Source organism: Devosia marina, from assembly GCF_009758415.1.
Taxonomy (GTDB): Bacteria; Pseudomonadota; Alphaproteobacteria; order Rhizobiales; family Devosiaceae; genus Devosia; species Devosia marina.
This window is the reverse complement of the sequence record NZ_WQRF01000001.1, coordinates 703,946-727,917: the sequence shown is the minus strand read 5'-3', so window position 1 is coordinate 727,917 and position 23,972 is coordinate 703,946. Positions and strand designations below refer to the sequence as shown.

At 60.2% G+C, this 23,972-nt stretch carries 21 protein-coding genes and 3 tRNA genes; 7 read left to right on the top strand and 17 right to left on the bottom strand.

The genetic code is table 11. The features are described from left to right. Nucleotides 1-181: 181 nt before the first annotated feature. The 8 genes from GO014_RS03375 to GO014_RS03340 all read right to left on the bottom strand — a co-directional run bounded on the left by GO014_RS03375 (nucleotide 182) and on the right by GO014_RS03340 (nucleotide 6,654). Entirely contained in the window at nucleotides 182-760 is a 579-nt protein-coding gene (locus GO014_RS03375; RefSeq protein ID WP_157289115.1) for an outer membrane protein, read from the bottom strand. A 317-nt stretch (nucleotides 761-1,077) separates the two neighbouring features. Beyond that, entirely contained in the window at nucleotides 1,078-1,629 is a 552-nt protein-coding gene (locus tag GO014_RS03370; protein WP_157289114.1) for an outer membrane beta-barrel protein, read from the bottom strand. A 226-nt stretch (nucleotides 1,630-1,855) separates the two neighbouring features. Continuing rightward, nucleotides 1,856-2,602: a peptide-methionine (S)-S-oxide reductase MsrA gene (msrA, locus tag GO014_RS03365; protein ID WP_157289113.1), complete on the bottom strand. Its 747-nt coding sequence runs from the start codon at nucleotides 2,600-2,602 to the stop codon at nucleotides 1,856-1,858. A 152-nt stretch (nucleotides 2,603-2,754) separates the two neighbouring features. Further along, a tRNA-Asp gene (locus GO014_RS03360) sits at nucleotides 2,755-2,831 on the bottom strand. Nucleotides 2,832-3,111: 280 nt separating this feature from the next. Further along, nucleotides 3,112-3,187: transfer RNA gene (locus tag GO014_RS03355), tRNA-Val, on the bottom strand. Nucleotides 3,188-3,322: 135 nt separating this feature from the next. After that, a complete protein-coding gene (locus tag GO014_RS03350) occupies nucleotides 3,323-3,595 on the bottom strand; it encodes an HU family DNA-binding protein (RefSeq protein ID WP_046104301.1) in 273 nt (90 codons plus the stop codon). 201 nt (nucleotides 3,596-3,796) lie between these two features. Then, nucleotides 3,797-4,996, bottom strand: a complete 1,200-nt coding sequence (gene tet, locus GO014_RS03345; RefSeq protein ID WP_157289112.1) for a Tet(A)/Tet(B)/Tet(C) family tetracycline efflux MFS transporter — start codon at nucleotides 4,994-4,996, stop codon at nucleotides 3,797-3,799. Nucleotides 4,997-5,160: 164 nt separating this feature from the next. Beyond that, nucleotides 5,161-6,654: an NAD(P)H-hydrate dehydratase gene (locus GO014_RS03340; protein ID WP_157289111.1), complete on the bottom strand. Its 1,494-nt coding sequence runs from the start codon at nucleotides 6,652-6,654 to the stop codon at nucleotides 5,161-5,163. A gap of 129 nt (nucleotides 6,655-6,783) precedes the next feature. Here GO014_RS03340 and GO014_RS03335 point away from each other — a divergent pair, with 129 nt between their 5' ends. Together GO014_RS03335 and GO014_RS03330 are read left to right on the top strand one after the other, a co-directional pair. Then, on the top strand, nucleotides 6,784-7,440 hold the full coding sequence (locus tag GO014_RS03335) for a PilZ domain-containing protein (protein ID WP_157289110.1): 657 nt from the start codon (nucleotides 6,784-6,786) through the stop codon (nucleotides 7,438-7,440). Nucleotides 7,441-7,544: 104 nt separating this feature from the next. Continuing rightward, nucleotides 7,545-8,195, top strand: coding sequence for a PilZ domain-containing protein (locus GO014_RS03330; RefSeq protein WP_133244580.1), 651 nt, complete (start codon nucleotides 7,545-7,547; stop codon nucleotides 8,193-8,195). Nucleotides 8,196-8,279: 84 nt separating this feature from the next. Here GO014_RS03330 and glnA read toward each other — a convergent pair whose 3' ends face one another. Beyond that, nucleotides 8,280-9,689: a type I glutamate--ammonia ligase gene (glnA, locus tag GO014_RS03325; RefSeq protein WP_116590474.1), complete on the bottom strand. Its 1,410-nt coding sequence runs from the start codon at nucleotides 9,687-9,689 to the stop codon at nucleotides 8,280-8,282. A gap of 70 nt (nucleotides 9,690-9,759) precedes the next feature. After that, nucleotides 9,760-10,098 carry a P-II family nitrogen regulator gene (locus tag GO014_RS03320; protein WP_067452386.1) on the bottom strand — a complete coding sequence of 113 codons (339 nt, stop codon included), beginning with the start codon at nucleotides 10,096-10,098 and terminating at the stop codon, nucleotides 9,760-9,762. Between the two features lie 317 nt (nucleotides 10,099-10,415). On the opposite strand from GO014_RS03320, the gene GO014_RS03315 reads away from it, so the two are divergent. Further along, nucleotides 10,416-10,500, top strand: a tRNA-Leu gene (locus GO014_RS03315). Nucleotides 10,501-10,546: 46 nt separating this feature from the next. Further along, entirely contained in the window at nucleotides 10,547-11,926 is a 1,380-nt protein-coding gene (gene tig, locus GO014_RS03310; protein WP_157289109.1) for a trigger factor, read from the top strand. A 72-nt stretch (nucleotides 11,927-11,998) separates the two neighbouring features. On the opposite strand, the gene GO014_RS03305 is transcribed toward tig, so the two are convergent. Further along, nucleotides 11,999-13,510, bottom strand: coding sequence for an ABC-F family ATP-binding cassette domain-containing protein (locus GO014_RS03305; protein WP_157289108.1), 1,512 nt, complete (start codon nucleotides 13,508-13,510; stop codon nucleotides 11,999-12,001). Nucleotides 13,511-13,782: 272 nt separating this feature from the next. Continuing rightward, nucleotides 13,783-13,953: a hypothetical protein gene (locus GO014_RS03300; RefSeq protein WP_157289107.1), complete on the bottom strand. Its 171-nt coding sequence runs from the start codon at nucleotides 13,951-13,953 to the stop codon at nucleotides 13,783-13,785. A gap of 274 nt (nucleotides 13,954-14,227) precedes the next feature. On the opposite strand from GO014_RS03300, the gene parE reads away from it, so the two are divergent. The 3 genes from parE to GO014_RS19485 all read left to right on the top strand — a co-directional run bounded on the left by parE (nucleotide 14,228) and on the right by GO014_RS19485 (nucleotide 19,215). After that, on the top strand, nucleotides 14,228-16,246 hold the full coding sequence (gene parE, locus GO014_RS03295) for a DNA topoisomerase IV subunit B (RefSeq protein ID WP_116590477.1): 2,019 nt from the start codon (nucleotides 14,228-14,230) through the stop codon (nucleotides 16,244-16,246). Between the two features lie 333 nt (nucleotides 16,247-16,579). After that, nucleotides 16,580-18,007, top strand: coding sequence for a DEAD/DEAH box helicase (locus tag GO014_RS03290; RefSeq protein WP_157289106.1), 1,428 nt, complete (start codon nucleotides 16,580-16,582; stop codon nucleotides 18,005-18,007). A gap of 140 nt (nucleotides 18,008-18,147) precedes the next feature. Next, nucleotides 18,148-19,215: a diguanylate cyclase gene (locus GO014_RS19485; RefSeq protein ID WP_157289105.1), complete on the top strand. Its 1,068-nt coding sequence runs from the start codon at nucleotides 18,148-18,150 to the stop codon at nucleotides 19,213-19,215. Here the strand turns inward: GO014_RS19485 and aroA are convergent, their stop codons facing one another. The 5 genes from aroA to sufD all read right to left on the bottom strand — a co-directional run bounded on the left by aroA (nucleotide 19,216) and on the right by sufD (nucleotide 23,971). Further along, a complete protein-coding gene (gene aroA / locus GO014_RS03280) occupies nucleotides 19,216-20,499 on the bottom strand; it encodes a 3-phosphoshikimate 1-carboxyvinyltransferase (protein WP_157289104.1) in 1,284 nt (427 codons plus the stop codon). It abuts the gene before it with no gap. A 103-nt stretch (nucleotides 20,500-20,602) separates the two neighbouring features. Further along, nucleotides 20,603-20,983: a HesB/IscA family protein gene (locus tag GO014_RS03275; protein ID WP_116590481.1), complete on the bottom strand. Its 381-nt coding sequence runs from the start codon at nucleotides 20,981-20,983 to the stop codon at nucleotides 20,603-20,605. Nucleotides 20,984-21,034: 51 nt separating this feature from the next. Continuing rightward, a complete protein-coding gene (locus GO014_RS03270; RefSeq protein ID WP_157289103.1) occupies nucleotides 21,035-21,430 on the bottom strand; it encodes an SUF system Fe-S cluster assembly protein in 396 nt (131 codons plus the stop codon). 11 nt (nucleotides 21,431-21,441) lie between these two features. After that, a complete protein-coding gene (locus GO014_RS03265) occupies nucleotides 21,442-22,662 on the bottom strand; it encodes a cysteine desulfurase (protein ID WP_246204363.1) in 1,221 nt (406 codons plus the stop codon). Between the two features lie 97 nt (nucleotides 22,663-22,759). Continuing rightward, complete coding sequence (gene sufD, locus GO014_RS03260; RefSeq protein WP_116590484.1) at nucleotides 22,760-23,971, bottom strand: Fe-S cluster assembly protein SufD; 1,212 nt, start codon at nucleotides 23,969-23,971, stop codon at nucleotides 22,760-22,762. Nucleotide 23,972: the final 1 nt, after the last annotated feature.

Here is a 23,972-nt window from a genome sequence, read left to right as displayed (position 1 = left end):
CTAGCACGCCCATGTCGGGCTCGCCTATACGAGGATCGTCAAAAGCGGGATCGATCTGTCAGACGGCAAACGAACTAGGCGCTCCAAAAAACCAAAACGGCGGACCGAAAGAATCGGTCCGCCGCGATGGGCTGCAAGATTGAGAACTCCGGGGCGGAGGCCGTCCCGGAGCACTACAAACTTAGAAGTGGTAGAATACGCCGACGGTGGCCTTGGTCGACTCGAAGAACGAGTCAGCGCCAACGGACGAAAAGTCGCCCTGGCCGACGATTTCACCACGGACGGTAACAACGTTGTTGACGGCGAATTCAACGCCACCACCGAGCTGGTAGACGGATTCGGTCGCGGTGCCATTGTTCTGGAAGCCAACGCCGCCCAGTGCGTAGATCAGAGCGTTGTCGGTCACGATCGCACCAGCGCGCAGGTTCGCAAAGAACTCGCTGGTCGAGGTCGCCGTGTTGTTCCAGTTGTAGTCGCCGGTGACTTCAACGCCAAGCAGGACCGGGTCCATCGGAATGAAGTTCACGCCGACAGCAGCACCAATCACACCATAGGTGGTGCTTGCGGTGGAACCGGCATAGGCGTTAGCGCCGGTGAACTGACCGCCGAGACGGGCACCGACGTAGAGGCCTTCCCAGTCAAAACCAGCCGGAGCATAGATCGGCTCCGGAGTGGTCGGGATGATGAGGTCAGCGGCCTGAGCGCCACCAACCATGAGAGCCGCGGCGGAAACGCCAATGGCCAAAGAACGTACAAACATGTCTTGCACTCCCATAGAGTTAACCGTAGTCGACCGATAGATGCCTGACGGGCGCGTGGCTGACAAGAGCGCGCGCCACCAAATTTGGTAGCGCGGATAAGATTTGATGACCATTTCCGGGCAGGTGTTGCACGAACACACCGGAATTGGTTCAATTTGATACAATTGCCACGTTCCGTCCCGTGCCCGCGCGATTCTTGCAGGCAATTGTGGCAACGAACGCCTCGCTGCCATTTAGCTGACATAATTTCGCCAAGAACGCAATCGGCCCCGCATGCGCGCATGCGGGGCCGATGAGAACAAATGCCGGGTGGGCACTAGAAGTGGTAGCTGGCGCCCAGGGTGAACTGATTCTTGTTGTTGCCGCCCTGGAGCGGGAAGCCGTGCAGATATTGGGCACGTACCGAAATATCCTCAGTCACTGCCAGTTCGACGCCGCCGCCGAGAAGGGCGTCTTCCTCATTGGGTGGGCCCATGTCGATGCCGTAGCCGCCGGCGGCATAGACAACCACGTTATCGGAGACCACCAGGCCGGCCCGACCAAGTATCTGGCCGTAGGACGTTTCGCCGACTGTTCCGTTCTCCAACAGGCCGCTGACCGCCACTTCGGCTCCAAGCAGGTAAAAGTCGAACTGGGCATTCACGCCGGCCTGAATGCCCAGGCCGTATTGCGTGCCACTGGTCGAACCGTTCTGCGCAGTGCCATGCACACCGGCGTAGAACCCGCTCCAATCAAACCCGGCAGCCTCGACCATGGGCAATTCGGCCTGGGTCGATGTGGGCACGGTAATGAGGTCCGCCGCCATGGCAGCACCGGCCGGAACGGTGGTGACAAAGGCCGCTAGGGCAAATGTTGCTGCAACACGCATTGCCGTCATCCTTGTATTGAACCATCTGATGGAGCCGGAACGTCCCCCTGCATGCGGGGGTTCCGGGATGGTTTCCTCTGCTGCGACCACGCTCTCGGCTGTCTGCACAGCCTTTGACGGGGTCGCCGTACGACCGGTTTTGCAGGCCTTTGAGGGCCAAACGCCGACAGTCAGAGGGCCAGAATAGGGCAACCAATCAATGTGGCCACAAGGCCACACTCAGCCATCAGCTTGTCGGCAACATCCCCACAAGCACCGGCTCGGGCCGGAACTTGTCAGGAAAAATCTCTTCAAGGGCCACGATCTTGGGCAGGTCGTGGACCACGATATAGGGCCAGTCCGGATTGAGCGTCAGGAAGTCCTGATGGTATTGCTCGGCCGGATAGAAGGCCTTGAAAGGTTCGAGCGTGGTGACGACCGGCCCTTCGAACAGGCCGGTGGCGTCCAATTGTTCGATGTAGGCCTGGGCGACGCGGCGCTGGTCCTCATCTAGCGGGAAGATGGTCGAGCGATATTGTGTGCCGCGGTCGGGGCCCTGGTAGTTCAGCTGCGTAGGGTTGTGCGCGACCGAGAAATAGACGTGCATCAATTCGCCAAAGCTGACGATCCGCGGGTCGTATGAGATCTCGACCGTTTCGGCATGGCCGGTGTCCCCGCGGTTGGTCCTGTCATAGGTCGCGGTGGACGCCTCGCCCCCGGAATAGCCCGAGACCGCGTTGGTGACACCCTTGACCCGCTGGAACACGCCCTGGACGCCCCAGAAGCAGCCGCCGGCGAACACAGCAGTCGCGGTATTGCCTGTTTCGACCAGATCCAACGCCGGGGCCGGAATCACCACAGGCTCTTCCTGTGCTTGCGGGGACACTGCGGCAAAAGGCAAGGCGAGGGCGGACAAGGCGGCAAAGCCTGCCAGCAGGCGGCGGCGTGGCAGACGACCTGCAAATGCGAAATGTGGCGACCGGCTTTCTGGCATCTTGAAACCTCATGCTGAACATCTGCCAGCATATACGGTCATCATGCGCCCGAAGTTACGCCGGATCACCCGGCTCACGACTATATGATGAACGGCACCGCTCATGCGCGGCGACGCCAACCTGAACCAAACCAACAATGTTACGGAAAAGGTGGCGCGAGAGACGGGGCTCGAACCCGCGACCTCCGGCGTGACAGGCCGGCGCTCTAACCAACTGAGCTACTCCCGCAGCGCTTGCGAACAAGTCGTTCGCGCAACGTGGCGTCCATGTACTGGGCGCCTATTGTGAAGTCAAGCGCCCTGCCCGCATTCTGTCGCAGAAAAAGCTAAATTGTCCGACGGGGCTGTGGATAACTTTTTAAGATCAAGGGATAGGAGCAAAATGCTGATGCATTGGGTCAGCACAGCGCAATCGCGGGGACATTGGATAGGGACGCCGCTTTGCAGGTCTTGCGGGAAGGCTCCCGCAGATGGCCGGATGATCGGCCTATTGCGCAAATGCAGGTAAATGGTGGGCGATGACGGGCTCGAACCGCCGACATCTTCGGTGTAAACGAAGCGCTCTACCAACTGAGCTAATCGCCCACAGCGGCCGGAGCCGACTGAGTGGCGCCCTGATTAGGGCGCAAGCCCCTGCCCGTCAACTGACATTTGCAGGAATAGAAACGGCCCCGGCGAAATCGCACGGGACCGATTGCCAAAGTCCGGCAGAACGCAATCTTAGTTGATGGCGTCCTTAAGACCCTTACCGGGCTTGAACTTCGCCTGGTTCGAAGCCGGAATCTGAATCTCGGCACCAGTGGCCGGATTGCGGCCGGTCGAAGCCTTGCGCTGGGAGACGGCAAAGGTGCCGAAACCGACCAGACGAACTTCGTCGCCGCCCTTGAGAGCAGCAGTAATGGCTTCGAACACTGCGTCAACCGCTTCGGCGGCCTGTGCCTTGGTGATCGTAGCCTTGTCGGCAACGACGCCAACCAGATCGTTTTTGTTCATAGCGTTTCCTCACAGTGAATGCCCGCCGTCTCTGGCGAACGAAAACGCCGACAACCTTTTGTGATTCTGCGCTTGGCGCAAGGAAATCCGGGGGTTTTCGGCTGCCCGACGGTGCAAAGCTGTTAATGAACCGGAAAAAACGCCCCCGCAAGCCCGCATTGGGCAAAAAGCCCCGTATTCCGGGGATTGTCCCCGTTTTGCCTAGCCGGGGTGCACCGTTTGCACAGTCAAGGTGCGCCGGATACCCATCATCAGCGGTACCGCCAGGAGATAAATGCAGATCGCGACCAGCCAAATCGCGCCCGGCCAGCTCGGACGCAGGCCATGATAGGTCATGGAGAAGAAGAGCGGCCCGAACACCGATGCGAGGCTGACCAGGCTCGCCAGGACGCCCTGCAACTGGCCCTGCCGTTCCGAATCGACCTGCCGGGTCAGTAAGGATTGAAGAGCCGGCATGCCAATGCCGCCGAGGGCGAATATTGGCATGATGACAAAGACCAGCCAGCCTTGCCCGGACAGGGCCATGACCAGCATGGCGGTGATCTCGCAGGCCATGCCCAGCAAAAGCGCCCAGCGTTCACCCAGCCGCGCCACAGCGGGGCCGGTGAGGAAGGCCTGCGCGATGGCGTGCAAGAGACCATATGCCCCCAGGGACAACCCGATCATCATGCCGTTCCAGGCAAAAACGTCTTCGCTGAAGATAGCCCAGATGCTGCCATAGACGGTGCCGACGAGATTCATGATGAGATAGATCGCCATGAGCGGAATCAGCGCTTTGAACGTCAGCGCCCACGCCAGTGGCTTGAAAGGGTTAAGCGTGCTCCAGGTGAAGCGTGTACCCTTCTGGCCGGGACGGGATTCAGGTAGCAGGAACAGCGCCAGTGCGAAGTTGGCGGCGTTGAGAATCGCGGCGATCAGGAAGGGCGAACGCAGCCAGATATCGCCAAGTATGCCGCCCAGCACGGGGCCGACAATGAAGCCGATTCCGAACATGGCATGGAACAGGCCGAATCGCCGGGCCCTTTGTTCTTCAGTCGAAATATCGGTGATGTAGGCGGTCGCTACCGCCATATTGGCGCTGGTGATGCCAGCAATGGCGCGACCGATCACCAGCAACCAGAGCTCCGGAGCAAAGGCCATGACCAGATAGTCGATGGCCGCACCCGCCAATGAGACCAACAGGACCGGCCGCCGGCCGAATCGGTCGCTCAATACGCCAAGGATGGGCGAGAACAGAAACTGACAGGCCGAGTAGAGCGCCAGCATGACGCCCAAAAGCATGGCGATGTCAGTAGTGTGGCCCACATCGCGCAACAGCGCGGGCAGAATGGGGAAGATCAGACCGATACCCACGGCATCGAGCATGACTGCGGCAAGAATGACGACCAGCGCCTTGTTCATCGGGCAACTCCAGACACACGCACCGCATGGGATAGGACCTGAAAGGCAGTTAAGGCCAAGCCCGGTCGATCCAGCTGGTGTAGTCAAACCGACTTTCGGCAGCAAGACAAAGGCGGCAATGAGCCGACGAAGTGACAAGGCGTGTCAGCAACCCGACTCGCCTTCTATTGGAGTGTGGCGAGCAGGTTGGGCAGCAAGGGAGGAAGGTCATCGCTCAGCATGCCCGGGCCGCCGAAGCGGTTGGCCGCCTCAGCATGTAGCCAAACGGCGGCGCTGGCCGCTTCAAATCCCGGCATGCCCTGGGCGAGCAGTCCGGCGGCCATGCCGGCGAGAACATCCCCTGCCCCCGCCGTTCCGAGCCAGTATGGAGCATTGTCGTTGATTGCAGCACGACCGTCAGGTGCGGCGATGACGGTGTCGCGCCCTTTCAGAATTACATAAGCACCTGATCGGCTGGCCGCGGCGCGCGCGCGCGCCAGCTTGTCGCCCTCAAGACCGGAGAAGAGCCGGGCAAATTCGCCTTCATGGGGCGTCAACACGACTGGCGCGGCTCGCCGATGGATCTGACTGAACAATTTGTCCGGTCGGTCGGCGAAACTGGTCAAGGCGTCGGCGTCCAGCACCAGCGCTGTTTTTGCAGCCAGTGCAGCATCGACATGCGCAATGGTTGCCGGGCCGATGCCGGCCGCTGGACCGATGACGCAGGCATTGTGCCGCTCGTCCGCAAGGATTGCTGCGGTGTCTTCGGCAGACGACGCCGGTCGAAGCATGATGGCTGTAACATGGGTTGCGTGGACCCTGAGCGCGTCTTCGGCACCAAAAAGCGTAACGAGACCTGCACCGATCCTGATGGCGCCCATCGCCGACAAACGCGCTGCACCGGTCTGCAATAGGCCGCCGGACAGGACTACGACATGTCCGCGATCAAACTTGTGGCTATCGCTCGCCGGGCTGGGCAGCGCCCACAGACCTGGCGCGTTGCGCCAGGTCTGCGGCCCGATTGCATCCAGGACACTATTGGGTATGCCGATATCGGCAAGGGTCAACCTGCCGCACAGATCGCGCCCCGGCATCAGCAGGTGGCCGGGCTTGCGTCGAAAGAAGGTTACGGTCGCATCGGCGTTGACTGCGATGCCCCTGACCGCGCCGGTGGCGCCATCGACGCCGCTGGGCACGTCGATGCTGACGACGGGCAGCACGGATTTGTTGACGGCCTCTATGACCGCGCCAAGCGGCCCAGTGATGTCCCGGTCGAGGCCAGCACCGAGCAAGGCGTCCACGACCAGGGCAGCCCCTTCGAGCGCCAACGGACCTGTCTCGCATGATCCCGTCCAGCGGGCCGCCATTTCTGCAGCATCGCCACGCAGGCGTGTCTGGTCCGTGGACATCCAGAGACGCACCGGCCAACCCATGTCCTGCAGCAGGCGGGCGACGACGAAGCCATCGCCGCCATTATTGCCAGGTCCGCACAGCACCAGGACCGGCAAGCGTGAGTACGTGGCGGCGATCAAATCGACAACCGCCCGGCCGGCTTGTTCCATCAGGTCCAGGGACGCAATACCAGACTGCACCGCCAGACGGTCGGCTTGTGCCATTTCCGCGGGAGTCAAAAGGGCATCTGGGTGCTGGTGGGCGTCTGGGTAGCCGAATTTGGACATGTGAACGATTGGAAACTTCAGATTAGGAACAAATTTACATCGGATGCGCCATTTGAATATCGATTGGGAAAACTCCTTAAAGTGTAACCTTCAGATTGGTTTCGATAGTGACAGTTGGGAGGGGGGCCCATGTCATTGATCGCCACATTAGATGGCCGCGGCCTGGGCGCAAAGGCCAGCTTACATGATGTCCGTTTCATTGGGGCGCTGGCGGGACGCTATGCCCTGCCGGAGCGCCGCCAAGGCGACAATAGCAGGATTCCGGTCTACGCCTGCCGGCTCTGCTCAATCTCCACCCGCTTACTGGTTTCCGTCGGGCCTGTAGTTGGAAAAGAGGGGGAGAGAGTTTCCTGTCACTTCACTGAGTTCGGCATGCTACGTGGACGCATAACGCGCCGGCTGGCATCGGGCTTCGTTGCCGAACTGCATATGAATGCCAATGAGCGCGAGAAACTGGCGGCCAAGATCGAGTGGCAGAAAAGGCATGTGCATGCGCAGGTGCCGGACAAGCGCGAGCACAAGCGCGTTCAGCCACGCGACCCGCGTAGCACAATCGTTTTGGCGGATGGTCAACGCCTGCCCTGTTTCGTGATCGACATGTCTCGTTCGTGGGCCGCCGTTTCCGCCCATTGCTGGCCAGAGCTGGGCACGCCGATGGCGCTGGGCCGCATAGTCGGCCGGGTGGTACGTCACCTCGAGGTCGGGTCCGCACTCCAGTTTATCCAGCCCCAGGCGTTCGAAGAGCTTGAGCACCTGATCAAGCCCGCCATTGCGCCCACGCCGTAGCGTATGCCATTGGTCACCGATCTCGATAAAATGCGATCAATACGTGCAATGCCGCGTTGACGGGGCTGATGCATGCTCTTTCGACCACCAGAGGGAGGTCGGAATTGCCCGAAGTTCTGGAACGTCCAACAATTGCCTTGCACGGTATCGCCAGCGTGGCGGGACGCTATGTCATCGGCGAACAACCAACCCACCCCGGAATCAACCTGTTCGCCTGCCGGCTTCGCATGATTGCCAGCGACAGTCTGCGGCTCACGGCCCCCGTCATTCCGCAAATGGGTGAGCAGGTTACAACCAGTTTCAACTCCTTCGGCACCCTGACCGGCCAGGTCACCCGCCAGTTCGAAGACGGGTTCGCAGTGAGTATCGAGCACGATGCTGCAGGACGTGATCGTCTCAATGCCCGCATCACCAGTTTCAGCGAGAAGCTCTGGACGGCAGAGACGGACCGGCGAGCGGCCCAGCGCATAATGCCAAGCAATCCACGCACCGTGATCGCGCGCCCGGACAATTGGTCCCAACCCTGCCTGATCGTTGACTATTCGATCTCCGGGGCTGCGGTATCGGCGGCCTTTCAACCCGAGGTCGGAGAGATCGTCACCGTTGGCCGGGTCACTGGCGAAGTGGTGCGCCTATTCGATTTCGGCTTTGCGGTGCGCTTCTTCGAGCCGCAGAATGCCGATCACCTGGAGGGGCTCCTGGAGGCCCCGGATGAATGGCGCGATGTGATGCGCCGGACCTTCAAGGCGGTCTGACGGCGTTTCGACACCAAGCGGCTTTGCAGAGCTAAAAAGAAAGGGGCCCGAAAGGCCCCTTCCCTGTTTTTATGTCCGCTCGACTTAGGCGGAGTAGTACATCTCGTACTCGACCGGATGCGGTGTGTGCTCGAACTTGACCACTTCCTGCATCTTAAGGTCGATGTAGCTGTCGATGAAGTCATCATCCATGACGCCACCCACCTTGAGGAAGTCGCGGTCGGCCGAAAGGCTGTCCAGCGCTTCGCGCAGCGAGCCGGAAACGGTCGGGATTTCCTTGAGCTCTTCCTTGGGCAGCTCGTAGAGATCCTTGTCCATCGGGTCGCCCGGGTGGATCTTGTTCTTGATGCCGTCGAGGCCGGCCATCAGCAGCGCGGTGAACGCCAGATAAGGGTTGGCCATCGGATCGGGGAAGCGCACTTCGACGCGCTTGGACTTGGGCGACTGACCAAACGGGATACGGCAGGACGCCGAACGATTGCGAGCCGAGTAGGCCAGCAGCACAGGAGCTTCAAAGCCCGGCACCAGACGCTTGTAGGAGTTGGTTGTCGGGTTGGTGAAGGCGTTGATGGCCTTCGCGTGCTTGATCACGCCTCCGATGTAGTAGAGGCACTCCATCGACAGACCAGCATACTGATCACCGGCGAAGAGCGGCTTGCCGTCCTTCCAGATCGACTGGTGGCAGTGCATGCCCGAGCCGTTGTCGCCATAGACGGGCTTGGGCATGAAGGTTGCGGTCTTGCCATAGGCATTGGCAACCTGCTGCACGGCATATTTGTAGAGCAGGACGTCATCGGCCGATTGGATCATCGGCTTGAACTTCATGCCGAGCTCGTGCTGGGCCGAGGCCACTTCGTGGTGGTGCTTTTCGATGATGACGCCCATCGAGCCCATGGCTTCGAGCATCTCGCCGCGCATGTCCTGGGCGCTGTCGAGCGGCGGAACCGGGAAGTAGCCCTTCTTCAGGCCAATATGGTGACCGTTATTGCCGCCTTCATAGTCGGCATTGCTGTTGATCGGCAGTTCGGAGTGATCAACGGAGAAGCCAACGTTATAGGTCGAGGTGGAGTACTTCACATCGTCGAAGATGAAGAATTCGGGCTCAGGACCGAACACCACAGAGTCGCCAACACCCGAAGACTTGACCAGGGCTTCTGCCTTCTTGGCGATGCTGCGCGGGTCGCGGTTGTAGGGCTGGTAGGTGGCCGGCTCAAGAATGTCGCAGTTAACCGCAAGGGTCGGCGCTGCAAAGAACGGATCCATATAGGCGGAGTCCGGGTCGGGCATCAGCACCATGTCGCTTTCGTTGATGGCCTTCCAGCCCGCGATCGAGGAGCCGTCGAACATCACACCTTCTTCGAACATGTCGGCGTCCACCACCGAGGCGTCCATGGTGACGTGCTGGAGCTTACCGCGCAGGTCGGTGAAGCGCACATCGAGGTATTTGATGTTCTCGTCCTTAATACGCTGAACAATATCGCTTCCGGTGGTCATTAGGTCTTCCCCTGTCAAATGCGGAATGCTTGTTGTTGAGTTTGGCGCGGTGCGTCAGAGAGGGAGGGTCTCAGAGCGCGTCGTCGCCGAATTCGCCAGTACGAATACGGATGGCCTGCTCGATGGAATAGACAAAAATCTTGCCGTCACCGATGCGGCCGGTCTGCGCAGCAACGCGGATCGCCTCAATGGCCTTTTCAGCCAGATCATCGGGACAGACGACTTCGACTTTCACCTTGGGCAGGAAATCCACCACATATTCAGCGCCGCGATAGAGCTCGGTATGCCCTTTCTGGCGCCCGAAACCCTTGGCCTCGGTCACGGTGATGCCCTGCAGGCCAACTTCCTGCAGCGCTTCTTTGACTTCGTCGAGCTTGAATGGCTTTACGATAGCCTCGATTTTTTTCACTCTTGCCTCCACAGGCCGTTTTCGGCGGTTACCGGCCAGATCGTATGCATGGGCTGTGCCAGCCTGCCAAAAGGCCCAAAACCACAATTATTCCAATACCTTAACTGGCTCCGCAGACACTGCTCCAACCGGCCGCCACGCGACAGCTGATTAAAAAATGGGCGGAAAGGTCACTTTCTGCTCATTTTTGCCGGAACGCAAATTTGCAATTGCCGCACAATTGGGCGGTCCGGTAGCGTGACGGCGCGCCAATCAAGCTTTGACTGGCTTACACTCTTCATATAGATGCATCGCCAACCCGGCCGACGGGGACCCTTGCGGGTGTGGCGGAACTGGTAGACGCACTGGATTTAGGTTCCAGCGCCGCAAGGCGTGGAGGTTCGAGTCCTCTCACCCGCACCATATGGCCTTCGGCCAACACTATTAATCAATACGGGATCAGACCCCAATGCAGGTAACAGAAACCCTCAACGAAGGCCTGAAGCGCAAGCTGAGCGTCACAATCCCGGCCGCGGACCTCAATTCGCGCCTGGACGTCAAGCTCGAGGAGCTCAAGGGCCAGGCCAATATCAAGGGCTTCCGTCCCGGCAAGGTGCCCACCTCGCACCTGAAGAAGGTCTATGGCCGCTCGGCCATGTCGGAAGTCATGACCGACGCGATCAATGCGACCGTTTCAGACACGCTGGACAAGCGCGAAGAACGTGCCGCCGCGCAGCCCAAGGTTGACCTGCCGGACGATCAGAGCGTCATCAATGACGTGCTCGATGGCAAGGCCGATCTCGCTTTTGAAGTCGAATATGAAGTGCTGCCGCCCGTCACGCTGATGGACATCAAGGGCGTCAAGCTCAACAAGCCGGTGGTCGAAGTTTCCGAAGAGGAAGTCGATGCCGAAGTGAAGCGCGTGTTCGCGCAGAACCGCGGCTATACCGACAAGGGCGAAGACGCTGTCGTTGCCGATGGCGACCGACTGGGCCTTAGCTTTGTTGGCAAGATCGACGGCAAGGAATTCGAGGGTGGCTCGTCCGACCATGCGCACCTGACTATCGGTTCGGGCGAGTTCATCCCCGGCTTCGAAGAGCAGCTTGTGGGCATGAAGAAGGGCCAGACCGGCGAAGTGAAGGTGACCTTCCCCGAGGACTACCAGAACGAAGATCTAGCCGGCAAGAAGGCGACTTTCGAGGTCACCATTCTGCATGTCGATGGCCCCAATGAAGGCGAACTGGACGACGAGTTCGCCAAGCGCCTGGGTCTGGAAGATGTGGCCGCACTGCGCAAGGCCGTCCGTGACCAGATGGAAAACGCGCTGGCATCGATGGGCCGCCAGCACTTGAAGCGCCAGGTGCTGGATGCGCTGGACGACGGTCACAAGTTCGAGGTGCCGGCCCAGCTGGTCGACGCCGAGTTCAACACGATCTGGCAGCGCGTCGTGCACGAGATCGAGCACCATGGCCGGTCCTTCGAAGACGAAGGCACCACCGAGGAGGCTGCCAAGGAACAGTATCGCCGGATCGCCGAGCGTCGCGTGCGCCTGGGCCTGGTCGTTGCCGAAATCGGCAACACCAATGAGGTTCAGGTGACTGACGAAGAGCACCAGCAGGCTCTGATCGCCGAAGTGCGCCGCTTCCCGGGCCAGGAACAGCAGGTTTACGACTATTACCGCAAGAACCCGCAAGCCCTTGCCAGCCTGCGCGCCCCGATCTTCGAGAACAAGGTCGTCGACCACATCATCGAGTTGGGTGAAGTCACCGACAAGAAGATGACCCGCGAGGAACTCGCCAAGCTGATCCAGGCTGACGAGGACGAGGTTCCGGAAGAGCACCACCACTAAGGTGGCGCCAGCCAAGAATTGAAAAGGCCGCCTCCGGGCGGCCTTTTTGTGTTAGCGCGCAACCGGTCCGCGCTAGCCTGCCATTTCGGCGAAAAACCCCTCGGGGCCGTCGACCTCCACCAGTTTCCGGCGTTCGATCTGCAGGAAGCGCGTGCCGATAGCCTTGAGAAAGGCGCGGTCGTGGGTCACCAGGATGGTGGTCGCGCCCTGCTCTCTTATGTCGACCTCGAGTTGCTCCTGCCCCGGAATATCGAGATGATTGGTCGGCTCATCAAGCAGGTAGAAATTGGGGCGCTCCAGTCGCAGGGCGAGGAGCGCAAGCCGCGCCCTCTGGCCCAGTGACATGGTGCGGATCGGTTTGGATTGCCGATCGGGCAGAAACCCGGCACCGGCCAGCAAGGCGATGATGCGGCGGTCGCCTTCATCAAAGCGATGCAGCAGGTAATCGAGTGGTGACGGGTCGAGCGGCAGCCAACCAAGTGACTGGTCCATATAGCCCGGTGTGAGTTGCGGGCTGATCCGTAACCCAGGCGGCGCCTGACCTGACAGAGCCTGGGTGACAAGCCGCATGAGCTGGGACTTTCCCGTGCCATTGCGGCCAAGCAGGACAATTCGATCCCCCTGGAAGATGTGGAGCTTTTCGATGGCGAACAGTGGCTGACCGTCGGGCGTGGTGATGGCGACGTTTTCGAACGCCATCATTACGCGTGCCTCGGCGCCGGAATTGCCCAGCTTGACGAGCCCGGTGCGGTCCTTGTGGGCTTCTTGCACCTGGGTCTCAATCTTTTCGGCGCGATCCCGCAATTGCTTGGATTTGACGGTGAGCAGGTCGCTACCGGAGTTGATGCCGATGTTGGTGAGCTTGGCCGCCTGCTTGCGCAATTGTGCGACCTGCTTGAGATCGCGTTCGCGCTGGGCGGCAGCGGCGGTAACAATCTGGTCGAGTTCGGCGCGCGCCGCGGTATAGCTCAAGGGCAGATAGACCTGCTCGGTGGGCCGGAGAAATAGAGTGCGATTGGTGGCCTTGTCGAGAAAGGCGCGGTCATGGCTGGCAATAATGAGAGGAATGTTCCGGGCAGCGTGGGCCAGCCAGTCCTCAAGCATCAGAATCCGGCCGAGATCGAGATGGTTGGTGGGCTCGTCCAGCAGCAAGGCATCGGGCTGGGTCACCCAGGCTCGAGCAATCAGCGCCATGCGCTGCCAGCCGCCACTGAGTTCCTGCAACGGCCTGTCGCGCAGTTCCTGTGGGATTGAGAGCTCTTCCATGATCACGTCCACGCGCCAGCTCTCGCTGGCAAGGGTTTCCGTCTCAAGCGCAGATGCCACGAACTCCATTGCGGTCTGGCGCAATGCGGTTTCAGGCACTTCCTGAGGCATGTAGCCGATGGTGAGGCCACGCGAGCGTGTCACCTCGCCGTCGCTGAGTTCCGCCTGCCCCGCCAGGGCGCGCAGCAGTGTGGTCTTGCCACGGCCATTGGGCGCGACGACACCGACGCGGTCCTGCTCGCCAATCGTCAGGGTTAAGTTTGAAAACAGAATTTCGCCTGCCCGATGGCCGGCATTGCGGAGATTGATATTGCCCATGAAAGTCGCTCACTGGTGCGGCGCCTGCAACAGGCGCCAAATGCCTTGAGATCAACGTCCTGGTTGAAACCAGGCCGCCAAGAAGGGCAAACCAGAGGAATGGGAACGGGAACTGGCGTCCGGACCTAGTCTGGTCAGCCCTGCAGCGTCTGCCACAGGGCACAAACGGGACCACGCGTGCGATGCGTCTGAAATACGATCATCTGCAGCCTCCCCGTTGGAATGGACAACAAGACACACCTAACCGCGTTGCCGAAGCAACGCAAGTCAGGTCAGACCAGATAGAAAAGCAGGCTGACGCCCAAAAGCGCGCCTAAGCGCGAAATACGGAAACTGGCCAGCCGGTACGCAATACTATCAAATCCGGCGATCGGCCAATATCCGAGAGACGCAGAACCAACCTTGACCGATTGATACGCAATACCCGGTTGTTCGGTTCGCATACGGCAACTCCAGACAAAAACCGTATGTCCATAGGTCTATCAGCGCGCGCTTAAGAAAGTGCTTTCAAGAAGGAAACGAGGAGTAAACCTGCCGCCCTATCTTGGGACGAAACTGTTCCTTTCTTGCGCGGGGGAGCGTTCACATCCGTTCCGCTTGACGAGACGTGATCACCTTGGCTGTGGGAATTGCCTGGACGGCCAGACCCTCGGAAATGCCTGCTATATGCTAGAACTTGGACTTGCCCGATTCGGGCACGAACCTTACGGAAAGTGCATGTCGCCAGATCTCTTCGGAAGCGCCGCTCCCAATCCGGAACCGCCCAAGGAAACGAAGCCAGCCAAGCCGGCTGTCCGTTCCGGTGCGGAGCCACCCGCGGAATATGGCGCCTCAGACATCGAAATCCTAGAAGGGCTCGAACCGGTCCGTCGACGCCCCGGCATGTATATCGGGGGCACCGATATCAACGCCTATCACCATCTGTTTGCCGAGGTGATCGACAACTCGATGGACGAGGCGATTGCCGGCCATGCCACGCGGATCGAGGTACATCTGGGGGCCGACGGATACATCACGGTTACCGATAATGGCCGTGGTATCCCGGTTGAGAAGCATCCCAAGTTCCCTGCCCGTTCAACGCTGGAAATCGTCCATACGGTCCTGCATGCCGGTGGCAAATTCGACAGCAAGGCCTACGAAACCTCCGGCGGCCTGCATGGCGTCGGCGTCTCGGTGGTCAACGCGCTGTCCGACGACATGGTCGTCGAGGTAGCGCGCGACCAGCAGTTGTACCGCATCCAGTTTTCGCGCGGCCTCGTGGTCGAGGATGTCGTCAATGTCGGGAGGGTGCAGAACCGGCGCGGCACGACCACGCGGTTCCACCCCGATCCGGAGATTTTCGGACCAACGGCGCATTTCTCGGCGGGCCGCATTTTCCGCATGACCCGGGCCAAGGCCTATCTGTTTGGCGGGGTCGAACTGCGCTGGAGCTGCGATGAATCCCTGGCGAGCGATGAAGTGCCGGCCAAGGCGGTGTTCCATTATCCCGATGGCCTGAAGGACTATATGACCGCGCGCATCGAAGGCGAAACGCGGATCACCGAGGATATCTTTGCCGGGCGCAGCGGCAGGCCGGGCAGCCATGGCTCGGTAGAGTGGGCCATTGCCTGGACCATTGGCGATGGCGGCGTGCAGTCCTACTGCAATACTGTGCCGACCCCCGATGGCGGCACGCATGAGGCAGGCCTGCGCATGGCTTTGCTGCGCGGTCTCAAAAACTACGCCGAGCTGACCAAGAACAAGGGCGCGGCAAATCTGACAGCTGAGGACGTGCTGACCAGTTGCGCGGCCATGCTTTCGGTGTTCGTGCGCGAGCCGGAATTTGTCGGTCAGACCAAAGACAAGCTGGCCTCAGGCGAAGCGACGCGCATCGTCGATAATGCCCTGCGTGACGCATTCGACCATTGGCTGGCCGCCTCGCCGCAGCAGGCAGGCAAGCTCCTCGACTGGGCCCTGGAGCGTGCCGAGGAACGCCTGCGCCGGCGCAAGGAAAAGGAAATCGACCGGGCCAGCGCCACGCGAAAGCTGCGCCTGCCCGGCAAGCTCGCCGACTGTACGCAGAACGCGGCCCAAGGCGCGGAACTGTTCATCGTCGAAGGGGATTCGGCGGGTGGCTCGGCCAAACAGGCTCGCAATCGAACCACGCAAGCCGTGCTGCCGCTGCGTGGCAAGATCCTGAACGTAGCAGGAGCCAGCCGTGACAAGCTGGCGGCCAACCAGTTGATCGCCGATCTGGTGCAGGCCTTGGGCTGTGGCACGCGAGACCGCTACACCGAGGATGATCTGCGCTATGATAAGATCATCATCATGACCGACGCGGATGTCGACGGGGCACATATTGCGTCTCTGCTGATCACTTTCTTCTTCCAGGAAATGCCGCGCCTGATCGAAAACGGGCATCTCTATCTCGCCCTGCCCCCACTGTACCGGATCAGCCAGGGCGGCAAGACGCTTTATGCACGTGATGACGCGCATCGGGCCGAATTGCTGGCCAGCGAGTTCAATAGCAAGGGCAAGATTGACACAACCCGCTTCAAAGGCCTGGGCGAAATGCCTTTCGCGCATTTGCGCGAAACGACAATGTCGCCCAAGTCGCGTACCCTGCTGCAGGTGAAAATTCTCGATGATCGCGATGTGACGCGCAATACGGTTGACCGCCTGATGGGAACCAAGCCCGAGGCCCGTTTCGAGTTCATACAGGAGAATGCGGCCTTTGTAACGGACCTGGACGTCTGAGTCCGCCTTAACCGCGTTGCAGTGTGAATGGCCCATGACCGTTGACAGTCAAGGGGTTTGCGCTATGGTCCGCGCCGCTGGGCAATTCCATTGGACCCGACTATGTGGGCCAGATTGGTGTTCTATCAGCGCGACATTGACCCCGGCGCGATGGACTTGCCGCTGCAATGTCACTTACGCGGATGCGCAATAGTATTTCATAGCCCATCCGCTCTCATGCAAGGGACGCGCGCCCCAAGGGCAGAACTTGCGCAATTCCAATGACCGGCGCACCGGCCCGAACCCTTCGGTCCGGACAGGCATCGGGCAGACCGCTGAGTGGAACGACCAACTTTGACCGACGACTTTTCTGGACTGGGCCTTTCGAGCAAAGTTACCGAAGCGGTAGCCGCAGCAGGCTATGACAAGCCAACCGAAATTCAGGCACAGGCCATTCCCCACCTTCTGGAAAAGAAGGATCTGATCGGCATTGCCCAGACCGGCACCGGCAAAACGGCATCTTTTGTGCTGCCCATGCTGACGCTGCTGGAAAAGGGGCGCGCCCGCGCGCGCATGCCACGGACGCTCATTCTGGAACCTACGCGCGAACTGGCCGCGCAGGTCGCCGACAACTTCGAAAAATACGGCAAGAATCATCGCCTCAACATGGCGCTGATCATTGGCGGGGTTTCATTCGAGGAGCAGAACAAGAAGCTCGATCGCGGCGTCGATGTGCTGATTGCAACGCCTGGGCGTTTGCTGGACCAGTTCGAACGTGGCAAAATCCTGCTCACGGGCGTAGAAATTCTGGTGATCGACGAAGCCGACCGCATGCTGGACATGGGCTTCATCGACGATATCGAAAAGATCGTTTCGCGCCTGCCGCCACGCCGCCAGACGATGCTGTTCTCGGCCACGATGGACAGCCAGATCGAACGGCTGACCAAGAAGTTCCTCAAAGACCCGGTGCATGTACAGGTGTCGCGTGCCGCATCGACTGCAGACACCATTGACCAGAAACTGGTCAGGGTGGGGTCCAAGCCGGACGAGAAGCGTGCTGCCCTCAGGGCACGAATCGAGGCGTCGGTGGGGCTGACCAATGCCATAATCTTCTGCAACCGCAAGCGAGACGTGGCGACATTGGCCCGCTCGCTGCAGCGCCACGGCCATTCAGCCGGCGCACTGCACGGCGACATGGACCAAAAGAGCCGCATGGAAACGCTGGACGCGTTCAAAACCAACAAGCTCACCTTGCTGGTGGCCAGCGATGTGGCGGCCCGGGGACTAGACATTCCGGCTGTCAGTCATGTGTTCAACTTCGACGTACCGGTGCATGCCGAAGACTATGTGCACCGCATCGGTCGTACTGGCCGCGCTGGCCGTTCAGGCGTTGCCTATACACTTGTTGGCCCATCCGACAGCAAGCATCTCGATGCCATTCTCAAGCTGATCCAGAAGCCAATTGACTGGCTGGAAGGGGACAAGCCAAAACCGGCGGCGGAGGAGAGTGATGCCTCCAAGTCGGATGCGGAAAAACCCAGCCGCGGCCGGCGCGGGCGAGCCGCCGCCAAGCCAAAGACGGAGTCCCGGACGCGAGCCCAGGCTGAGGCCGAGGCCGCACTCGAAGCGCCCGTCGAACCAAGGGACAAGACGGAACCTGCGCCCAAGAATACCAGGAAGCGCGCACCCAAAAGGACGGAAACGCCGCCGGACGATTCGCCCTTCGGCGATGCGGGTCCTATCCCGGCGTTCTTGTTGCGGCCGGCGCGAATTACCCAATAAACGGCGCAATGTAGACCTAAATAGGTAGCATTATTGCCAACTGGTGCTTGTTAGAACGGGGTTTGGGGCTGTATTTATTAGCCACGACTCAATTAACGTAGATCGATACGGTCGGGGCGCAAATTTGCGCGGGGTGGGTAGTGTCGGACCAAGAATTCACGCGTACGCTGGGATATGCCAACGCGGCGTTTGATTTGCTCAAGCGCAGCGGCATCCCGCCTTATCCGCAATTCTATGAGCTGCTCTATACTTATGCGACCGGCGTGAACCCCTCGCTGAACAATCGCATCAACGCAATTTTCCGCAGCGGAACGGTTCCGTCTTCGGAACTTGCGGAAACGCTCTATAACGAGTTCCTGAAGTCCGACGTCAATGACCGTATGTCGAGCGTGTCGGAGCGGATGCACGCCCGGATCGAAGCGGTGCATGATGCCATCGACACCGCGATGACCACGGCAAATGCCTATTCCGGCTCGTTGCAATCGGCCAGCGGTGATCTGGAGCGTGAGCTCGATGCCGAAGGCATGAAGGCGCTATCCCTGCGATTGTTGGCCGAAACGCGGCGCATGCAGGATACGAATCGGCAGCTTGAGAGCAAGCTGGAGGCGTCGCGCGAGGATATCGCGGCCCTGCAGCGAGACCTGGACGACGTGCGGCGCGAATCCATGCTCGATCCGTTGACCAAGATCGCCAATCGCAAGAGCTTCGATGAAGGCCTGGCCGATGCGATCGCAGCGGCGGCGGATGGCGGCACGCCGCTTTGCCTGATGCTGCTGGATATCGACTACTTCAAAAATTTCAACGACACCTACGGGCACCAGACCGGCGACCAGGTGTTGCGCCTGGTGGCGATGACGCTGAAGTCTAATATCAAGGGCAAGGACCTAGCGGCCCGTTATGGCGGTGAAGAATTCGTGGCTGTCCTGCCCTCCACAGATCTCGATGGCGCCGTCATCGTGGCGGAAAATATCCGCAAGGCGATCCAGGCAAAGGAACTGCTCAAGCGCTCGACCAATGAGAAGCTGGGGCGGATAACGGCTTCCTTTGGTGTTGCGGCCTTCACGCCCCAGGATAATGCCATGTCGCTGATCGAACGGGCCGATCGGTGCCTCTATGCGGCCAAACGGGCAGGCCGCAACAGAGTTGTCAGCGAAACCGAGCTGATCGAGATCGACGATGCCTCCGAGAGGGATGCGTCGGCCGCCTGATCAGCCAGCTTCCGGCGTTAGTTCGACACCCAGACCTGCGAGCATCTGCCAGTATTCAGGATAGGTCTTGCCGGTACAGGCCGGGTCCAGAATGACGATATTGGGCACAAGCAGCCCAGCCAGCGCAAAGCTCATGGCAATGCGGTGGTCGTGATAGGTCTCGATCTTGATGCGCGAATTTCGCCCCTGGAGCTTGGTGGCCAGGTTTGGATCTGCTGCAACGATCAGGTCGTCGCCCTCTTCTTTGGCCAGTCCCGGCAGGATGCGATTGAGCTCATTGGCAACAGCACGGATGCGGTCGGTTTCCTTGACCCGCAAATTGGCAATGCCGACAAAGCGGACTGGGCGATTGTTAAAGGCGGCGACGACAGCGATGGTCGGCACGGCGTCCTGCATCTGAGAGCCATCAATGACTTCAGGCATATTCGGGAACTGCGCAAGCACTGCCCGCGCGGCCGCATCCGGCTGGGAAAACGCGTCTGCTGCGATTCCCAGGTCGATCTTACCACCAGTGAGGGCCTCGATGCCCCATAGATAGGTCGCGGCAGACGCATCTGGCTCAATGTGGAAGTCGGCTGCGCTATAGCCGGTGGGCTGCACCAGCCAGGAACCGTCTTGCTGATCCTCGACCTGAGCACCAAAGGCCCGCATGGCACCCAAAGTCAGGTCGACATAGCCGCGGGCGCCGATATCCTTGCCAGCCAGGGCGACTTCGATTGGTCCGTCCCCGCGCGGCGCGGCCATCAACAGGGCCGACACATACTGGCTGGACAGCGAGGCATCAATTTCCACGCGGCCGTGACCGAAAGAGCCCCTGCCCTGAATAGTCACTGGTGGGCAACCCGTTGGACTTGCGGCGTCAATCCCGAGCGCGTTCAGGGCATCCACGAGCGGGCTGATCGGTCGAAGGCGCATGTCTTCATCGCCATCGACAATGACCGTCCCGTCAATTGTCGCAACGGCAGCGGTGAGGAAGCGCGTTGCGGTTCCGGCATTGCCCAGAACCAAGGGTGCATCAGGAGCTGTCAGCCTCCCCGTGCTTGTGACCAGAAAGGTGGTGGCATCAGGTTCGTCGACTTGCACGCCCATTTCGCGCAAGGCGCGGGCCATCAGGTCCGTATCCTTGCTCTTGAGTGCCCCTGTCAGCCGGCTGGTGCCCTCAGCCAATGCGGCAAGCAGCAGCACACGATTAGTGATCGATTTACTGCCCGGCGGCGAAACGCGACCGGACAGTGGACGATCTGGAGGGGTGATGGTCAGAGCAGGCGGAAGATCGTTTTGCATGATGCCGGATCAATGCCTTACCTGAGCGGCGTGCGCAACTGGAGAGATACGCGTCGACAAGGCTCTGACTGTCACGCCACCCTGTCGTCGCTCCACTTGGCGATCAGGCGAGCGTCCGTGCCTCGGCCAGTGCCTTCAAGTCGGCCGGTGCCAGGGTGACGCTTTCACCGCAGCCGCAAGCGCCCGTCTGGTTTGGATTATTGAAGGTGAAGCTGGAGCCCATCTTGCCCGCTTCAAAGTCCATGACGGTGCCGAGCAGATACATAGTCGCCTTGGGATCAACCCAGACATTGACACCCTTGTCCTCGACATGGTCGTCGCCAGCAATTGGTGCCTCGACATATTCCATGGTGTAGGACACGCCCGCGCAGCCAGCGTTCTTGATACCGACGCGCAGGCCAATAACCGGCTTGTCGGAATCTTCAATGATCTCGGTGATGCGCTCGGCGGCGGCATCTGTCAGCGACATGATCTGGAACGGCATGGCCTAAACTTTCATCGGCGTTTCACGATATATAGAGCGAAACGCGCAAAATTACCACCAGTTCAACGCAACTTGCGCTTCCTCGCTCATTCGTGAGGCATCCCAGGGCGGGTCGAACACCATGTTGACAGTGACGTCCTGAATGCCTTCAACACCCCGGGCGGCGTTTTCAACCCAGCCTGGCATTTCACCGGCGACTGGGCAACCGGGCGCCGTCAAGGTCATGTCGATGGTCAAATTGCGTTCGTCATCCAGGTCAACCCGGTAGATCAGGCCCAACTCATAGATGTCGACGGGGATCTCGGGATCATAGACCGTTTTCAAGGCCCCGATGAGATCGGTCGTGATGCGTTCGACTTCTCCTTCGGGGAGGCTGGTCGGCATGCTTGGCGCGATACGGGTGTCCGTTTCGGCTGTGGTCTGGTCGATCTTGGTCTCTTCGGTCATATCAGCCTTCCTCAGGCGAAAAATTTCTGGGCACGCTCAATGCCGTCCACCAGCGCATCCACGTCGTCCTTGCCGTTATATAGGGCGAAGGAAGCGCGACATGTAGAGGTAACGCCAAATCGGGACAGCAGCGGTTGCGCGCAATGGGTGCCCGCACGCACAGCAATGCCATAGCGGTCGAGAATGGTGGCGATATCATGGGCATGGGCGCCAGCGATCTCGAAAGAGAAAATGCCGCCCTTGCCCGGCGCGGTGCCGATCTGGCGCAGCGAGTTGATGCGTCCCAGCCGCTCCTGCGCATAGGCGGCAATTTCGTGCTCATGGGCGGCAATCGCTTCGCGGCCAATGTCCTGCATGTAATCCAGCGCAGCGCCGAGACCCATAGCTTGGACGATTGGCGGCGTGCCGGCTTCGAAGCGATGGGGCGGCTCGTTATAGGTGACGCCGTCAAGTGTGACGGTTTCGATCATTTCGCCGCCGCCCTGATAGGGCTGCATCTCGGCCAGCAGCTCATATTTGCCATAGAGCACGCCGATTCCGGTGGGCCCGTAAAGCTTGTGACCGGTCATCACGTAGAAATCGGCACCGAGGTCCTGCACATCCACGCTGGTATGGACAGCTCCTTGCGACCCATCGACAAGCACCGGGATGCCGCGGGCATGGGCCATCTCGACGATTTGCTTAATTGGATTGACCGTGCCCAGGACGTTGGACATATGCGTAACGGCGACGATACGGGTGCGGTCCGTCAGCGATGCCTCGAAGGCCGCCATGTCGAGGACGCCATCGTCATCGACATCGATCCACTTGATCACAGCGCCTTTGCGTTCGCGATGAAAATGCCAGGGCACGATGTTGGAGTGGTGCTCCATGATCGTGGTGACGAGCTCGTCGCCCTCATTGGTCCGCGGACCGACAAAGGATGATGCGACCAGATTTATCGCTTCTGTGGCAGATCGGGTGAAAATAATCTCTTCGATACGACCGGCATTGAGGAAGCGGCGCACGCTTTCGCGGCCCGCCTCATAGCCTTCGGTGGCCCGATTGGCGAGCGTGTGCAGGCCTCGATGCACATTGGCATATTCGTGCCTGAATGCATGGTCCATGCGGTCCAGGACCTGGACCGGCTTCTGAGCCGAGGCGCCGCTATCGAGATAGACAAGCTTGTTCCCGTGGATCTGTTCGGACAGAATCGGGAAATCTGCGCGGACTTTTTCGAGGTCGAAGGTCATGGGGGTCACCCCCTCCATAGCTTTGCCGCTGCCTTGCGGGCCCGGCGACGCGCCCCTCCCCTAATATGGGGAGTGTGTAATTGGGCGTGTGACGAGCCTACTGGCCGTTCATCAGCCAACCATCGACGATGCCCTGCAAAGCTTCATTGAGTTCTTCATCCTCGATTGGATCAAAAAGTTCCGCAATGAAGCCGCGCACAAGCATGGTCTCTGCCTCGGCCTTGGGGACGCCGCGGCTCATCAGGTAGAACAGGCTGTCCTCGTCGATCATGCCGCAGGTCGAACCATGGCCGCAGACCACGTCGTCAGCATAGATTTCGAGTTCGGGCTTGGACAGGATCTCTGCTTCATCCGAGAGCATCAGGCCCTGATGCATGAACTTGGCATCGGTCTTCTGTGCGTCGCGGGCAACAACGAGCTTGCCCTGTACGACAGCTTTGGCGCGACCGCGCACAATGGATTTGAACAGCGGCTGCGACGAGGTGTGCGGCACCGCGTGCAGCGTTTCCATGGTGATGTCGGCGTGCTGACCATCGGCCACCAGATTGAGGCCAGTGAGATCGGCATGGGCCCCTGCACCGGCCATGCGCGGGAACACATGGGTGCGTGCGAGACCGGCGCCGGCATGGATCACCAAGGTGCGCAGCTTGGCGCCATCGGCGAGCTGATATTCATTGGTGGCGAAGTGCGAAACGGCGCGGGCGCTGAGGTCGATGGTGATATGGGTCACCACCGCGTTCTTGCCCGCCGACAAGTAGGTTGCGTGATTGCCGACATGGGCCGCATCGGAGCCCGAGAAGGTTTCGACAATGGTCGCCGAGGCGTCGTCTGCCACGAAGATCTTGAGCGCATCGGCGACGTGGGCCGCCTCGCCTTCAACGCGACGCTCCACCTGAATGACCGGATCGACGCTGCTCTCCAGCGTGAGGGTCAGTGCCTCCTTGGCCAGCGCCCCGTTGATATGCACCAAGACGTCGTCACGAGTGGTCAGCACGCCGCCCTCGGCCTTGCCGACGATAACGCCGGCTGGGGCTGTGGCGGCATTCTGGATGGCACCATTGGCAATCATCAGATTGAAAGCGCCGGGAATGCGCAGCGCCGGAGCGCTGGCTTCATTGGCCGCGGTTGCCAGCGGCGGGATCGCCCGCAGCAGGGTTTTCAGATCGGTGTAGTGGTAGCTCTCGACGCGACGGGTCGGCAGGCCCGCCACAGTGATGCGCTCGGCGGCAGCATCAGCGCCGGCAGCTTTGAGCTGGGCGATAAGAGCGTCCTCGGCGGGCCCGAGGCGGACTGGAAAGTTTGCGCGCATG

Bases quoted from the DNA above. Each gene is read 5' to 3' on its own strand.
- aroA (WP_157289104.1), bottom strand. From the start codon at position 20,499: ATGCAAAACGATCTTCCGCCTGCTCTGACCATCACCCCTCCAGATCGT.
- GO014_RS03340 (WP_157289111.1), bottom strand. From the start codon at position 6,654: ATGTCCAAATTCGGCTACCCAGACGCCCACCAGCACCCAGATGCCCTT.
- sufD (WP_116590484.1), bottom strand. From the start codon at position 23,971: ATGCGCGCAAACTTTCCAGTCCGCCTCGGGCCCGCCGAGGACGCTCTT.
- tet (WP_157289112.1), bottom strand. From the start codon at position 4,996: ATGAACAAGGCGCTGGTCGTCATTCTTGCCGCAGTCATGCTCGATGCC.
- tig (WP_157289109.1), top strand. From the start codon at position 10,547: ATGCAGGTAACAGAAACCCTCAACGAAGGCCTGAAGCGCAAGCTGAGC.
- GO014_RS03270 (WP_157289103.1), bottom strand. From the start codon at position 21,430: ATGACCGAAGAGACCAAGATCGACCAGACCACAGCCGAAACGGACACC.
- GO014_RS03300 (WP_157289107.1), bottom strand. From the start codon at position 13,953: ATGCGAACCGAACAACCGGGTATTGCGTATCAATCGGTCAAGGTTGGT.
- GO014_RS03350 (WP_046104301.1), bottom strand. From the start codon at position 3,595: ATGAACAAAAACGATCTGGTTGGCGTCGTTGCCGACAAGGCTACGATC.
- parE (WP_116590477.1), top strand. From the start codon at position 14,228: ATGTCGCCAGATCTCTTCGGAAGCGCCGCTCCCAATCCGGAACCGCCC.
- GO014_RS03305 (WP_157289108.1), bottom strand. From the start codon at position 13,510: ATGGGCAATATCAATCTCCGCAATGCCGGCCATCGGGCAGGCGAAATT.
- GO014_RS03265 (WP_246204363.1), bottom strand. From the start codon at position 22,662: ATGACCTTCGACCTCGAAAAAGTCCGCGCAGATTTCCCGATTCTGTCC.
- GO014_RS03375 (WP_157289115.1), bottom strand. From the start codon at position 760: ATGTTTGTACGTTCTTTGGCCATTGGCGTTTCCGCCGCGGCTCTCATG.
- msrA (WP_157289113.1), bottom strand. From the start codon at position 2,602: ATGCCAGAAAGCCGGTCGCCACATTTCGCATTTGCAGGTCGTCTGCCA.
- GO014_RS03275 (WP_116590481.1), bottom strand. From the start codon at position 20,983: ATGCCGTTCCAGATCATGTCGCTGACAGATGCCGCCGCCGAGCGCATC.
- GO014_RS03370 (WP_157289114.1), bottom strand. From the start codon at position 1,629: ATGCGTGTTGCAGCAACATTTGCCCTAGCGGCCTTTGTCACCACCGTT.
- glnA (WP_116590474.1), bottom strand. From the start codon at position 9,689: ATGACCACCGGAAGCGATATTGTTCAGCGTATTAAGGACGAGAACATC.
- GO014_RS03335 (WP_157289110.1), top strand. From the start codon at position 6,784: ATGTCATTGATCGCCACATTAGATGGCCGCGGCCTGGGCGCAAAGGCC.